Genomic DNA, 13,244 nt, shown 5'->3' with positions numbered 1-13,244 from the left:
TGTCGGGGCTCTTCCGCACGCCCCGCTCTCGCCGGCGTGCCGGTCAACAGCGAGAGTGAGGAGTTCCCATGGGTTCGGTCATCAAGAAGCGCCGCAAGCGGATGGCGAAGAAGAAGCACCGCAAGCTGCTGCGCAAGACGCGCCACCAGCGCCGCAACAAGAAGTAGTCAGCGGGTGCGGGCGCCCGCCCGCACCCGACGGCGCTCGGCCCGGATGCTCGCCGGGTCGAGCGTCAGCGTGCGCCAGCCCTGCGCCCTCGCGTGCTGCTGCAGCGCCCGGTCCGGGTTGATCGCCACCGGCGTGCCGACGGCCGTGAGCAGCGGCAGGTCGTTCATCGAGTCGCTGTAGGCGAAGCAGTCCGCGGGATCGCAGCCGTGCTCGCGCATCAGCGCCGTCGCCGCGACCGCCTTCTCGGCGCCGTGCATCGTGGGTCCGGTGAACCGGCCGGTGAAGATCCCGTCCTCCACCTCGAGCCCGCTGCCGATGCCGCCGGTCGCGCCCAGCTCGGCCGCGAGCTCCGCGGCGAGGAAGTCGGGGGTCGCGGAGATCAGCCAGACCTCGTGGCCCGCCTCGCGGTGCGCGTCGAGGAGGGCGCGGGTCTCCGGCCAGATCTTCGGCTGCATGGTGCGCACCACCTGCCCGGCGAGCCGGTGCAGCTCGGCGGCGGAGTGCCCCGCGAGCAGCACCATCGCGCGCTCGCGGACCTCGTCGAGCACGCTCTGGCGCTCCCCGTGCCGGCGGAACGAGAGGGCCTTCCACCCGAAGCGCACGAGGTCCCGGCGGCCGACGATCCCGAGCGACCGTGCCGCCCGCGCGAGGAAGAGCGCGCTGGCGCCGTTGACCAGCGTCTTGTCGACGTCGAAGAAGGCCGCGACCGGCAGCGGTCGCGGCACGACGGGCGCGTCCTCCATGGGAGGACCAGCCTATGCGTGCTCGGCCCCGCGTCGCGGCTCGGGCGGTCCGGGGAGGACCGGTCGCGCTCGCTGATCGGCCGCATCGCGACGACCGGGTCGCTCCCTTACGCCCGTGCCGTACGGTTCCCTGCGTGCCGCTGCCGACCCCGCCCTGGACGACCCGCGGCGCACGCGCGGGCGCCCACCGGGTGACGACCGCGCCGCCGCGGAACCCGGTCGCGGTGCGGCAGGAACCGCTGCAGAAGCCCCGGGGCACCTCCGCGCGCAGCGGTGACGACTCGTTGCTGCTGGAGGGCGCCCTGCTCGGCGGCCGCTACCGGCTCGGTGCCCGGATCGGCTCGGGCGGCATGGCGACGGTCCACGCCGCCCGCGACCTGCTGCTCGGGCGGGACGTGGCGATCAAGCTGTTCCGCACCCGCGCGGCCGAGGCCGAGGCGCTCCGCCTGCAGGAGGCCGAGGCGCGGGTCGTCGCCGCGCTGAACCACTACGCGCTCACCACCCTCTTCGACGCCGGCGTCGAGACGCCGGAGGGCGAGGCGCCGCAGATCTACCTGGTGATGGAGCTGGTGCGGGGCCGGGACCTGCGCACGCGGCTGGCCGGGGGCGCCGTGCTCACCGCGACGGAGGTCGCCTGGCTCGGCTTCGACCTCGCCGAGGCGCTGCACTACGTCCACCGCTCCGGGTTCATCCACCGCGACCTCAAGCCCGCCAACGTGCTGCTGTCCGACCTCCACGGCGCCAAGCCGATCACCGGCAAGCTGGCGGACTTCGGGATCGCCGCCCTGGTGGGCGAGCGGGACACGAGCGAGTACACCGTCGGGTCGGCCGCCTACCTCAGCCCCGAGCAGGTGGAGGGCCTGGACGCGACGCCCGCGAGCGACGTGTACTCGCTCGGCCTCGTGCTGCTCGAGGCGCTCACCGGTCGCGTCGAGTACCCGGGTTCGATCGAGGCGTCCGCGTTCGCACGGCTGGAGCGGGACCCGCGCATCCCGGACGACCTCCCGACCGGGCTCGCGGACACCCTGCGCCGGATGACGGCGTTCGAGCCCGCGCATCGGCCCTCGCCGCACGAGGTGGCCGTGCGGCTGCAGCAGCAGCTGGTGGTCGAGGGCGTCGACGCCCAGGACGTCGATGCGGGCCTCCTCGACGCCGACGAGTCGAGCCGGCTGGCCGTGCTGCGCAGCTACGACCTGCTCGACTCGCCGCCGGACGAGGTCTTCGACACCATCACCCGGCTCGCGAGCCGCATGCTCGGGGTGCCGATCGCGCTCGTCACGCTGATCGACCTCGACCGCGTGTGGTTCATGTCGAGCCACGGGTGGGCGGAGCGGCAGGTCGACCGGAGCACGGCCTTCTGCTCGACGACCCGCACGGGTGACGGGGCATGGTCGATCCCGGACGCCCTCGTGGACCCGCGGACCCGCGGCAACGCCCTGGTGGTCGGCGGCCCGGAGGTCCGGTCCTACGCGGCGGCTCCGCTCGTGGGCGACGACGGCCACCACCTCGGCGCGCTCTGCGTCTTCGACCGCCGGCCGCGGGAGTTCACCGAGGCGGAGATGGCCTCGCTCGTCGACCTCGCCGCGCTCGTGATGCACGAGATCGAGCTGCGGCGAGCGGCGCGGAGAGCGCTCTTCACGGACCGCGTGTAGCGCCGCCGTCCTACGCTGGCGACGTGCTCGTGCCCGAACTGACGCTCGTCGGCAAGCCCGCCTGCCACCTCTGCGACGAGGCCCGCGCGGTCGTGGAGCGGGTGGTCGGCGACCTCAGGGCGGAGGGCGTGGAGGTCGCGGTCGCCGAACGCTCGATCCTCGACGACGCCGCGCTCGACGCCCGCTGGCACGACGACATCCCGGTCGTGCTCATCGGCACGGCGCTGCACGACCGCTGGCGGATCGACGCCGGGCGGCTGCGCGAGGACCTGCTGGCGGCCGCGGGGGCCTGACGCGGATCAGGCGGGCTGCGCCGACCCGTCGTCCGACTCGGACTCCCCGTCGTCCCGCGAGGGGTCGCCGTGGCCGTTCCAGGCCTTGATCGCCGTCCAGATCACGCTGGCGGTCGGCACGGAGAGGATCGCGCCGATGACGCCGCCGAGGATCGTCCCCGCGGTCAGCGCGAGCAGGATCACGAGGGGGTGCAGCGACAGCGCCTTCCCCATGATCAGCGGCTGCAGCAGGTTGCCGTCCACCTGGTTGACCAGGATCACCACGCCGATCACCGCCAGCGCGATGAGCGGGCCGTTGAAGACCAGCGCGACGAGCGCGGCGACCGCCCCCGCGAGCGTGGCGCCGACGACCGGGATGAAGGCGGTGACGAACACGAGGCCCGCGAGCGGCAGGGCCAGCGGCACCTGCAGCAGGAAGAGCCCGACGCCGATCAGGGTCGAGTCGACCGCGGCGACCGTCGCGGTGCCGCGCACGTAGGCGCCGAGCACCTCCTTGCTGCTCTGCCCGATGCGCGCGGCCCGCGCGTGCGCCTCGCCGTGGAAGACCTGGATCAGGAAGGCCCAGATGCGGCCGCCGTCGCGCAGGAAGAAGAAGGAGATCACGATCACGAGCAGCAGCCCCGTGACGATGTTGCCGACGGTCGAGAGCCCGGACAGGGCCGTGGAGCCGAAGGAGGCGCTCGTGACGTAGTCGCCGGCCGAGTTCAGGGCCTGCTGCACCTGCTCGCTCGAGATCTGCACGCCGAACCCGGAGAGGAACGTCTCCAGCTGGTCGATCCCGTCCGAGACCGCCGAGCCCAGCTGGTCCGTCTGGCCGGCGACGGCGAAGCCGATGAGCGTGAGCACGCCCGCCAGGAGCCCGATCACGACGAGCAGCGTGATGAGCGCCGCGAGGGCGTTCGGCAGGCCCACCCGCTCGAGCAGGCGCACCAGCGGGTGGAAGGCGCAGGAGAGGATCAGCGCGACGAGCAGCGAGATCACGACGGTCTTGACCGCCAGCCCGGCGATGACGACGCCGGTCGCGAGCGCGATGACGATGATCGCCTGCAGGCAGCGGATCGCGAAGCGGCCGAAGCCGTCGCTCCACTGACCGGCGACCACCCGGCCGCTCTCCCCGGCCGTGGCGCGGTCCCGGCCGCGTCGCGCGAGCCCGCTCACGGCCGGAGCCGGTTCGGGCCGCGGAACAGGTAGGTGGTCTCGCGGATGCTGGACCTCCCGAGCATCAGCATCAGCACGCGGGCGAGCCCCATGCCGAACCCGCCGTGGGGCGGGACGCCGTACCGGAAGAACTCGAGGTAGTCGTCCAGCTCCGCCGGGTCGAGGCCCTTGTCGCGCACCTGGTCGAGCAGCACGTCGATGCGGTGCTCGCGCTGCGCGCCCGTCGAGATCTCGGTGCCGCGGTAGATCAGGTCGTAGCTGTTCGTGAGCGCGGGGTCGTCGTCGTGCCGCCGGTGGTAGAAGGGCCGGATGCTCGTGGCGTAGTCCGTGAGGAACACGAAGTCGTGCCCGAACTCCTCGCGGACGAAGTCGCTGATGCGGCGCTCGCCCTCAGGGTCCATGTCCGCGTCGGCGCGCGGGACGGTGTAGCCGCGCTCGGCGACGATCTCCTTCGCCCGGGCGAGCGGGATGCGCGGGAACGGGGTGCTCGGCACCTCGACCGTGACGCCGAGCAGGCGCTCGACCTCCTCCCCGTGCGCCTCGCGGACCGCCTCGAACCCGGCGACGAGCACGGCCTCGTGCATCGCCATCACGTCCTCGTGGCTGTCGATCCAGCTGATCTCCGCGTCGACGGACGTGAACTCGGTGGCGTGCCGCGCGGTGAACGACGGGTCGGCGCGGAAGGCGTCCGCGATCTCGAAGACCTTCCCGAAGCCGGCGGCCTGCGCCATCTGCTTGAAGTGCTGGGGGCTCTGCGCGAGGTAGGCGGTGGTCTCGAAGTAGGGCACCTGGAACAGCTCGGCGCGCGACTCCGACGGGCTGTTCATCAGCTTGGGGGTGTGGATCTCGATGTAGCCGTGCTGGACCCACCAGGTGCGCAGCGCGTGCTCGAACGTCGTCTGCACCTTGAAGATCAGGGCGTTCACCGGGTTGCGCAGGTCGAGGAAGCGGTGGTCGAGGCGCTTGTCGATCGAGGAGTCGGCGGCGATCGGCTGCTCCGGCAGGCTCGCGGCGACGACGTCGAGCGACTCGACCTTCACCTCGATCCCGCCGAGCTTCACCCGCTCGTCGTGCTTCAGCGCGCCGGCGACTCGGACGAAGCTGCCGAGCGCGAGCCCGGAGATCGCGGACGAGACCTCGTCGTCGCCCTCGGGGCGGGGGCGGACCAGCTGGACGGCGCCGGACTCGTCGCGCAGCACGACGAACTGCACCTTCTTCTGGTCGCGCACCGTCTCCACCCATCCGGCGACGGCGACGGGGCCGTCGGGCAGCGGGGCGAGGTCGGCGATCAGGGTGCGGTCGGTCACCCGCGAAACCCTAGTCAGCCGCCCGGAACGACCGGTGGCCGCGCGACGACCCCTCGGGGGCTCCGTACACTGCGGGGGTGGTCGCACGAGCCGTCCACCTCGTCCGCCACGGCGAGGTGCACAACCCCGCCGGCGTCGTCTACGGGCGCCTGCCGGGCTTCCGCCTCTCGGAACGCGGCGAGGCGATGGCCGCGATGACGGCCGAGGGGCTGGCACCCCTGCCCGTGACCCGCCTGATCGCGTCGCCGATGCTGCGCACCCAGCAGTCCGCGCAGCCGATCGCGGACCGCTTCGGGATCGAGATCGAGACCGACGAGCGGGTCGTCGAGGCGTGGAACCGCTTCGAGGGCCGCAGCCTCGCCTGGCGGTCCCTCGTCCGCTCGCCGAAGGACTGGCGGCTCTTCGCGAACCCCGGCCGCCCGTCGTGGGGCGAACCCTTCACCGACGTCGTGCAGCGCATGCGGCCCGCGGTCATGGAGGCGCTCCGGACGACCCCCGACGGGGACGTCGTGATCGTCAGCCATCAGCTGCCGATCTGGATGGTGCACCGCTCGGTCGCGCGCAAGCCGCTCGCGACCGACCCGCGGCACCGCCGCTGCGCGCTGTCCTCCGTCACCAGCTTCGCGCTCCAGGGCGGCCGGCTCGTCGAGACCGGCTACCGCGACCCCGCGGCGCCGCTGCTCGCGGGCGCCGTCGACCGGGGCGCGACGTGAGGCGCGCGCTCGTGCCGGTGCTCGCGGCCGCGCTGCTGCTCACCGGCTGCACCGAGGCGGGCCCGAACCAGGACCGTCTCGACATCAACGGGGTGGTGACGGAGTGGAAGCACCCGGACACGCCGCCGGTCGAGTTCACCGGCACCACCGTGGAGGGGAAGCCGTTCGACCTGAAGGACACCCGGGGCTCCGTGACGGTCGTGAACTTTTGGTACAACGCCTGCTCGCCGTGCCGCGCCGAGGCGCCGGTGCTGAAGGACCTCGCCGCGGACTTCGCGAAGGACGGCGTGCGGTTCGTCGGCGTGAACACGAGGGACGACCGGGCCACCGCGGCGGGCTTCGAGCGGCAGTTCTCCCCGGGCTACCCGAGCGTCGTCGACCAGGAGAACGGCTCGGCCGCGCAGCTCGCCTTCGCCGGGGTCCGCGGCCCCAACACGACCCCGACCACGCTCGTGCTCGACCGGGAGGGCCGGGTGACGGCGCGGTACGGGTCGCTGGCGAACGAATCGGTGCTCCGGACCCTCATCCAGGACGCCGTCGACGGGACCGCGGCGTGATCGGGCCCGCGCTCGGCGGGCAGCTGCTCCTCGGAGCGCCGATCGCCCTCGCCGCCGGCGCCGTCTCGTTCGCGTCGCCCTGCGTGCTGCCGCTGGTCCCCGGGTACCTCGGTTACGTCTCCGGCACGGAGACGGCCGCGGCGCAGGGGCGCCGCCGCGTCGTGCTCGGCGCCGCGCTGTTCGTGCTCGGCTTCTCCGTCGTCTTCGTCGGCACGTCGACCGTGTTCGCGAGCGTCGGGTTCCTGCTGAACCAGTACCTCGACCTCGTCACGCGCATCGCCGGGGTGGTGGTGATCCTGCTCGGGCTCGTCTTCGTCGGCGGGCTGGGCCCGCTGCAGCGCCGCTTCGCGGCGACCTGGCGGCCGCGCACGGGCCTCATCGGCGCGCCGCTGCTCGGCGTCGTCTTCGCGCTCGGCTGGACGCCGTGCGTGGGACCCACCCTCTTCGCGATCCAGTCGATGGCGCTCACGAGCGGCTCGCTCGGCGCGAGCGTCGTGCTCGCGGCGTGCTACTCGATCGGGCTCGGCGTGCCGTTCGTGCTGCTCGCGCTCGGCTTCGGCTGGGCGTCGGGCGCCGTCGGCGCGGTGCGCCGGCACATCCGCGCGGTGAACCTCGCGGGCGGCGCGCTGCTCGTCCTCGTCGGCGTGCTCATGGTGTCCGGCGCCTGGGCCGTCATCGTCGACCGCCTCCAGGTCCTGATCGGCGGCTATGTCCCGGCCATCTGACGGGCGCGACGAGTTCGTCGTCGTCGCGGACCAGGTCGTGCACCCCGCGCTCGGCCCGGTCGAGTGGCTGCGCTGGGCGTGGCGGCAGCTCACCAGCATGCGGACCGCGCTGCTGCTGCTGCTCGCGCTCGCGGTCGCCGCGGTGCCGGGGTCCCTGCTGCCGCAGCAGTCCGCCGACCCGAACGGCGTGATCGCCTGGCGGCGCGCGAACCCCGCCTTCGTCGGCGTCGTCGACTTCCTGCAGGGCTTCACCGTCTACACGTCGGTCTGGTTCTCCGCGATCTACATCCTGCTGTTCATCTCGCTGATCGGCTGCGTCGTGCCGCGGCTCGGGCACCACCTGCGCGCGCTGCGCGCAGCGCCGCCCCGCACGCCGTCGCGCTTCGGCCGGCTGCCCGCCTCCTCCGCCGTGGTGCTCCCGGGCGTCGCGGCCGAGGACGCGGTCGACGCGGCGCAGCGGCTGCTGCGCCGCGGGCGCTACCGCACCGCGCGCTACGGCACGAGCGTGTCGGCCGAGCGCGGCTACCTGCGCGAGAGCGGGAATCTGCTGTTCCACGGCGCGCTCGTCGGGGTGCTCGTCACCGTCTTCATCGGCGGCGGCTTCACCTGGACCGCGCAGCGCGTCGTCGTGACCGGCGAGACCTTCACCAACTCGCAGAACGACTACGACAGCGTCACGCCGGGCCGCTTCTTCTCCCCAGGGTCGATGCGGCCCTACGCGCTGACGCTCGACCGGCTCGACGTGACCTACGAGAAGCAGAACCCGAACGCGCTCGGGCAGCCCATCGACTACACCGCGCACGTCACGACGCGCATGTGCACGACCTGCGCCCCCGAGCAGCACGTGATCAAGGTGAACCAGCCGCTCGACATCGGCGGCACCAGCGTCTACCTCCTCGGCAACGGCTACGCCCCCGACGTCACGATCCGGGACGCGGACGGCGAGGTGCTCCAGTCCGGCCCCGTGCCGTTCCAGCCGGGCGGCGACCCCGGCCTGACCTCCTCCGGCGTCATCAAGGTGCTGAACACCCCGGACCAGAAGCGGCAGATCGGGTTCCAGGGCTTCCTGTACCCCACCGCCGCGGAGCTGACCGACGGCACCTTCAAGTCGATCTACCCGTCCGTCGGCACGCAGAGCCTGCTGTCGCTCTTCGCCTGGGAGGGCGCGATCGACAACGGCGCGGGCGTGCCGCAGAACGTCTACGAGCTCGACCCGACCGGGCTCACGCAGATCGCGGGCAGGACCGACCCGGTGCAGCTGGCGATCGGGCAGACGAGGACGCTGCCGGACGGGCTCGGGTCCATCACCTTGAACGGCATCGACCGGTACGCCGCGCTCGATGTGCACCACGACCCCTCCCAGGGGCTCGTCGCCCTGTTCGTGGGGCTCGCGGTGCTCGGTCTCATCACCTCGCTGCTCGTGCCCAGGCGGCGGATGTGGGTCAAGGTGAGCGAGCAGGAGGACGGGCTGCTCGTGGAGTACGCGGGGCTCGCCCGCGGCGACGACCCGGGCCTCGAGCGGGCGGTCGCCGACCTGCAGCGGGAGCACCGGGGGCTCCTCGAGCCGGGAGCCGCCCGACCGGCGCCGGCGACCCGCTGACCGCCGCTTAGGCTGCTGCCCGTGAACCCGCTCGATCAGCTCTCGGAGCTGCTGCTGGTCTCGGCGATCGCCGTGTACGCGATGGCGTTCATCGCCTTCGCGCTCGACCTCGCGCGCCGATCCGCCGCGGCCCAGGCCGTCTCCGCGCCGCTCGTGCGCGAGGAGTCCAGGGCCGAGCGGGGCGGCGGCACCGCCGTGCTCGTCGCGGAGCCGCCTGCGGCCCCGCCGTCCGAACCGCGACGCACCTCCGCCCGGGTGGGCCTCGCGCTGACGGTCGTCGCGCTGGTGCTGCACGCGGGCGCCGTCGTGCTGCGCGGGGTCGCGGCCGGCCGGGTGCCGTGGGCGAACATGTACGAGTTCTCGATGACCGGCACGCTGGTGATGGTCCTCGTCTTCCTCGGCGTGCTGACCCGCATCGACCTGCGGTTCCTCGGCTCGGTGATCACCGGCTTCGTGGTCCTGCTGCTCGGCATCGCCACCGTCGGCTTCCACGTGGAGGTGTCGCCGCTGCAGCCCGCGCTGCAGTCGTACTGGCTCGTGCTGCACGTGCTCGTCGCGATCCTCGGCACCGGGTTCTTCACCCTCGCGGCGGCGCTGTCGGCCGTGCAGCTGCTGCAGGTGCGCCGGCAGCGGCAGGTGGACGCGGGCCGCCCGGAGCGCCTCAAGCTGCTCGCCACCGTGCCGACCGCCGACCGCCTGGAGAACCTGGCGTACCGGATCAGCGTCGTCGGCTTCATCCTCTGGACCTTCACCCTGATCGCCGGTGCGATCTGGGCGGACCACGCGTGGGGCCGCTACTGGGGCTGGGACACCAAGGAGGTGTGGACCTTCATCATCTGGGTCGTCTACGCCGGCTACCTGCACGCCCGCGCGACCCTCGGCTGGCGCGGCACCGGGTCCGCGTGGCTGAACCTGATCGGCTACGCCTGCATCCTGTTCAACTTCGGCGTCGTGAACGTCTTCTTCAAGGGCCTGCACACCTACAGCGGCCTCCCCACCGGCTGACCTTCCATCTTGTAGGCGGATCGCCGCCGGCGGGCGAGATCTGCCTACAAGTTGAACGATCAGGGGAGCAGGGCGGCGCAGCGGCGGACGCGGTCCGCCCACCACGCGGTGCGCTCGGCGTCGGCGGCGAAGCGGTCGAGCAGCGCCGGGGACGGGACGACGCGACGGACCGGGATCGCTCCGGACTCCGGCAGCAGGCGGTCCTCCGTCACGTCGGCCCGCAGCAGCGCGCCGGTGCCGAGGCCGCAGTCGTGGGGGAGGCGCGGCAGCGCTCCCGCGAGGTGCGCGCCCATCGCGAGCCCCACCGAGGTGTCGAGCGCCGAGGACACCACCGCGGCGCGGCCCGCGAGGCGGGCGAAGGCCAGCGCCTTCCGGATCCCGCCGATCGGCGCGGCCTTCAGCACGACCACGTCGACCGCCGCCGCGGCGGCGAGCGGGTCGGCGGAGCGCCGGATCGACTCGTCCGCCGCGACCGGGATCCGCAGGTCGCGAATCCGCTGCTGCAGCCGCACCAGCTCGTCCACCGTGCCGCAGGGCTGCTCCACGTACTCGAGGTCCGCGGGCGCGAGGGCGCGGAGCGCGTGCTCCGCCTCGTCCACGTTCCACACCGCGTTCGCGTCGATGCGGACCCGGCCCTCCGGCCCGAGCGCGTCCCGCACCGCGCGCACCCGCGCGACGTCGTCGGCGAGCGAGGAGCCCGGCTCCGCGACCTTCACCTTGGCGGTGCGGCAGCCGGGGAAGCGGGCGAGCACCTCCGGGACGCGGTCCGCCGCCAGGGCCGGCACGGTCGCGTTCACGGGCACCGAGGCGCGGACCGGCTCGGGGACGGCCTCCCAGCCGAACTCGATCGCGGCGGCCAGCCAGCGCGCGGCCTCCTCGTCCCCGTACTCCGGGAACGGCGCGAACTCGGTCCAGCCCTCCGGGCCCTCGAGGAGCGCCGCCTCCCGCACCTCGATCCCGCGGAAGCGCGTCACCATCGGCAGCGCGACCACGCGCAGCGTCGCGAGCAGGTCCTGGGTGTCGGGCACCGCCCCATCCTGGAGCGCCGCCACTGGACGGACGGTCACCCCCCATCCGTTCCGCGGGCGCCGCTCGTAGGGTGAGGCGGTGCCCGTCTCCGAGCTGTTCGACGCCGACGCCTGGACCCCGTCCGCGGTCGCCGCGGACTTCACCGACGTCACGGCCCACCGCAGCCGCGACGGGCGGATCGCCCGCGTCGCCATCGACCGGCCGGAGGTGCGCAACGCCTTCCGCCCCCGCACGGTCGACGAGCTGTACCGGGCGCTCGAGGACGCGCGCACCGACCCCGCGGTCGGGGTCGTGCTGCTCACCGGCAACGGACCGAGCCCGAAGGACGGCGGCTGGGCGTTCTGCTCGGGCGGAGACCAGCGGATCCGGGGCCGTGACGGCTACCGGTACGAGGGCGAGCAGAACGCTGCGGGCGGCGGACGCCTGCACATCCTCGAGGTGCAGCGGCTGATCCGGTTCATGCCGAAGGTCGTGATCGCCCTCGTGCCCGGCTGGGCGGCGGGCGGCGGGCACTCCCTCAACGTCGTCTGCGACCTCTCCATCGCCTCCGCGGAGCACGGCCGCTTCAAGCAGACCGACGCGGACGTCGGCTCGTTCGACGCCGGCTACGGCAGCGCCTACTTCGCGCGCCAGGTCGGCCAGAAGGCCGCGCGCGAGATCTTCTTCCTCGCGCAGGAGTACGACGCGCAGCGGGCGTACGAGCTCGGCGCGGTCAACGCCGTGGTGCCCCACGCCGACCTGGAGACGACCGGCATCGCCTGGGCCCGCACCGTGCTCGGCAAGAGCCCGACGGCGATCCGGATGCTGAAGTACGCCTTCAACGCGGTCGACGACGGCCTCGTCGGCCAGCAGCTGTTCGCCGGCGAGGCGACCCGCCTCGCCTACGGCACCGACGAGGCGCAGGAGGGGCGGGACGCGTTCCTGCAGAAGCGCGACCCCGACTGGTCCGGGCACCCCTGGGCCTACTGAGATCGCCCGCTGACACGGACTGCTGACGTGCGCCTGCTCCCCGTCCCCGACGACCCGGCGCGGCTCGTCCCCGCGCTGCGCGCGGCGCTGGCGGGCGGCCCGGCCGTGCTGCCGCTCGCGGACGCCGGCGCCGAGCCGGGGCGGGCGGTGCCCGACGGCACGGCGGCCGTCATCCGCACCTCCGGCAGCAGCGGGACCCCGAAGGCGGTCGTGCTGTCGGCGGCCGCGCTCGTCGCCTCGGCGCGCGCGACGGAGCGGGCGCTCGGCGGGCCGGGCGGCTGGGTGCTCGCGCTGCCCGGGCACTACGTCGCAGGGCTGCAGGTGATCGTCCGCGCGCTGCTCGCGGGCGGCGAGCCGGTGCCGGTGGCACCCGGTCCGTTCACCGCGTCCGCGTTCGCCGCAGCGGTCGAGGCGCTGCCGCCCGGCCGCGCCTACTCGGCGCTGGTGCCGACCCAGGTGCACCGGGTGGTGGAGGCGGCGGAGCGGGGCGAGCCCGCCGTGCTGGCGGCCGTGGGACGGCTCGACGGCGTCCTGGCGGGCGGCGGGCGCCTCGCGCCGGACCTCGCGGATCGTGCCGCAGCGCTCGGCCTCGTCGTGCGCCGCACCTACGGCGCGTCGGAGACCGCGGGCGGCTGCGTCTACGACGGCGTGCCGCTGCCGGACGTCCGCGTACGGGTGGAGGACGGGGAGCTGCTGCTCGCCGGCCCGATGCTGGCCGACGGGTACCTGGACGACCCGGCCCAGACGGCCTCGGTGTTCGTCGAGCGCGACGGCGGCCGCTGGTACCGCACCGGCGACGCCGGCCGGTGGGACGGCGAGCGCGTCGCGGTCGACGGACGGCTCGACGACGTGGTCATCACGGGCGGGGAGAAGGTGTCGCTCGGCCTCGTCGAGCAGGCGGTGCAGGCGCTGCCGGGGCTGGCGCACGCCGTCGTCGTGCGCGCGCCCGACGCCGAGTGGGGGGAGGTCCCGGTGGTCGTGACGACCGCGGACGTCGACCTCGCGCGCCTCCGCGCCGCCGTCGTGGCCCGGCTCGGCCGGGCAGCGGCGCCGCGCCGCGTCCTCGTGCTGCCCGAGCTGCCGCTGCTGCCCTCCGGCAAGCCCGACCGCCGCCGGCTGACGGACCTCGCCCGCTCCTGAGGGAGTTGCCGCTTTCGCCCCCTTTTCCAGGGCGGAAGGGGACGAAAGCGGCAAGCGCCCGGAGTCGGAGCGGAGTGCTTGCCACTTTCGCCCCCTCTTCGTGCTCGGGAGGGGACGGAAGTGGCAAGCGCGCGATCCCGAGCGAGCGAGCGGGCGGGCGAGGCGGCGCTCAGTAGGATCGCCGG

Annotated in this window: 14 protein-coding genes; 10 read left to right on the top strand and 4 right to left on the bottom strand. The window is 73.9% G+C overall.

The genetic code is table 11. From position 1 onward, the window contains the following. The first annotated feature begins 68 nt into the window (after window positions 1–68). Entirely contained in the window at window positions 69–167 is a 99-nt protein-coding gene (locus ACFSBI_RS06715) for a 30S ribosomal protein bS22 (RefSeq protein ID WP_003792170.1), read from the top strand. On the opposite strand, the gene ACFSBI_RS06710 is transcribed toward ACFSBI_RS06715, so the two are convergent. Next, a complete protein-coding gene (locus ACFSBI_RS06710; protein WP_377933295.1) occupies window positions 168–911 on the bottom strand; it encodes an HAD family hydrolase in 744 nt (247 codons plus the stop codon). A 134-nt stretch (window positions 912–1,045) separates the two neighbouring features. On the opposite strand from ACFSBI_RS06710, the gene ACFSBI_RS06705 reads away from it, so the two are divergent. After that, window positions 1,046–2,563 (top strand): protein kinase domain-containing protein, encoded by a 1,518-nt coding sequence (locus ACFSBI_RS06705; protein ID WP_377933293.1) that lies wholly within the window; start codon window positions 1,046–1,048, stop codon window positions 2,561–2,563. Between the two features lie 23 nt (window positions 2,564–2,586). After that, entirely contained in the window at window positions 2,587–2,856 is a 270-nt protein-coding gene (locus ACFSBI_RS06700; protein ID WP_377933291.1) for a glutaredoxin family protein, read from the top strand. 6 nt (window positions 2,857–2,862) lie between these two features. On the opposite strand, the gene ACFSBI_RS06695 is transcribed toward ACFSBI_RS06700, so the two are convergent. Together ACFSBI_RS06695 and aspS are read right to left on the bottom strand one after the other, a co-directional pair. After that, window positions 2,863–4,014, bottom strand: coding sequence for an AI-2E family transporter (locus ACFSBI_RS06695; protein ID WP_377933289.1), 1,152 nt, complete (start codon window positions 4,012–4,014; stop codon window positions 2,863–2,865). Beyond that, window positions 4,011–5,321: an aspartate--tRNA(Asn) ligase gene (aspS, locus tag ACFSBI_RS06690; protein WP_377933287.1), complete on the bottom strand. Its 1,311-nt coding sequence runs from the start codon at window positions 5,319–5,321 to the stop codon at window positions 4,011–4,013. Before aspS ends, ACFSBI_RS06695 begins: the two co-directional genes overlap by 4 nt. 77 nt (window positions 5,322–5,398) lie before the next feature. On the opposite strand from aspS, the gene ACFSBI_RS06685 reads away from it, so the two are divergent. Genes ACFSBI_RS06685 through ccsB form a run of 5 tightly spaced genes read left to right on the top strand, consistent with a single transcriptional unit; the run spans window position 5,399 to window position 9,921 of the window. Further along, window positions 5,399–6,034: a histidine phosphatase family protein gene (locus ACFSBI_RS06685; protein WP_377933285.1), complete on the top strand. Its 636-nt coding sequence runs from the start codon at window positions 5,399–5,401 to the stop codon at window positions 6,032–6,034. Further along, window positions 6,031–6,591, top strand: a complete 561-nt coding sequence (locus ACFSBI_RS06680) for a TlpA family protein disulfide reductase (protein WP_377933283.1) — start codon at window positions 6,031–6,033, stop codon at window positions 6,589–6,591. The genes ACFSBI_RS06685 and ACFSBI_RS06680 overlap by 4 nt, the downstream gene beginning before the upstream one ends. Beyond that, window positions 6,588–7,316 (top strand): cytochrome c biogenesis CcdA family protein, encoded by a 729-nt coding sequence (locus ACFSBI_RS06675; protein ID WP_377933281.1) that lies wholly within the window; start codon window positions 6,588–6,590, stop codon window positions 7,314–7,316. The genes ACFSBI_RS06680 and ACFSBI_RS06675 overlap by 4 nt, the downstream gene beginning before the upstream one ends. Beyond that, entirely contained in the window at window positions 7,300–8,916 is a 1,617-nt protein-coding gene (gene resB / locus ACFSBI_RS06670; RefSeq protein WP_377933279.1) for a cytochrome c biogenesis protein ResB, read from the top strand. The genes ACFSBI_RS06675 and resB overlap by 17 nt, the downstream gene beginning before the upstream one ends. Before the next feature lie 15 nt (window positions 8,917–8,931). Next, entirely contained in the window at window positions 8,932–9,921 is a 990-nt protein-coding gene (gene ccsB / locus ACFSBI_RS06665; RefSeq protein WP_417281871.1) for a c-type cytochrome biogenesis protein CcsB, read from the top strand. Window positions 9,922–9,980: 59 nt separating this feature from the next. Here the strand turns inward: ccsB and ACFSBI_RS06660 are convergent, their stop codons facing one another. Further along, window positions 9,981–10,949: an o-succinylbenzoate synthase gene (locus ACFSBI_RS06660; RefSeq protein WP_377933277.1), complete on the bottom strand. Its 969-nt coding sequence runs from the start codon at window positions 10,947–10,949 to the stop codon at window positions 9,981–9,983. A gap of 79 nt (window positions 10,950–11,028) precedes the next feature. On the opposite strand from ACFSBI_RS06660, the gene ACFSBI_RS06655 reads away from it, so the two are divergent. Together ACFSBI_RS06655 and ACFSBI_RS06650 are read left to right on the top strand one after the other, a co-directional pair. After that, window positions 11,029–11,919, top strand: coding sequence for a 1,4-dihydroxy-2-naphthoyl-CoA synthase (locus tag ACFSBI_RS06655; RefSeq protein ID WP_377933275.1), 891 nt, complete (start codon window positions 11,029–11,031; stop codon window positions 11,917–11,919). A 27-nt stretch (window positions 11,920–11,946) separates the two neighbouring features. After that, entirely contained in the window at window positions 11,947–13,059 is a 1,113-nt protein-coding gene (locus ACFSBI_RS06650; RefSeq protein WP_377933273.1) for an AMP-binding protein, read from the top strand. Window positions 13,060–13,244 lie beyond the last annotated feature (185 nt).

The sequence above is a fragment of the Amnibacterium endophyticum genome (genome assembly GCF_042680685.1).
Classification (GTDB): Bacteria; Actinomycetota; Actinomycetes; order Actinomycetales; family Microbacteriaceae; genus Amnibacterium; species Amnibacterium endophyticum.
The sequence above is the reverse complement of the archived record's forward strand: the minus strand, read 5'-3'. Positions and strand labels throughout refer to the sequence as shown.